Below are 202 nucleotides of genomic sequence, written 5' to 3'. Positions count from 1 at the left end.
TCGCCATTGGCAAACACCGGCATCGACACCGCCTGCTTGATCGCGGCAATCGTGTCGTACTCGGCTTCCCCGGTATAAAGGTCGGCGCGGCCGTCGCCAAGGCTGCGGCAGAGCGCGGTGCAAACGTGGTGGTGGCGGGGCGCCGCCTGACGTCGGCGCTGCACGACGGCATTCGCAGCGAACCGGTGGATGTCAGCGACAG

The 202-nt window shown here is 67.3% G+C and carries 1 protein-coding gene; it reads right to left on the bottom strand.

The window, feature by feature from the left end; translation table 11 throughout:
- The coding region (locus AC0L3B_RS40120) for a tRNA-dihydrouridine synthase (RefSeq protein WP_473383543.1) at positions 1–202 on the bottom strand (202 nt) is incomplete at both ends.

Source organism: Bradyrhizobium sp. Kon56 (assembly GCF_055807635.1).
This window is presented reverse-complemented; position numbering and strand designations above follow the sequence as displayed.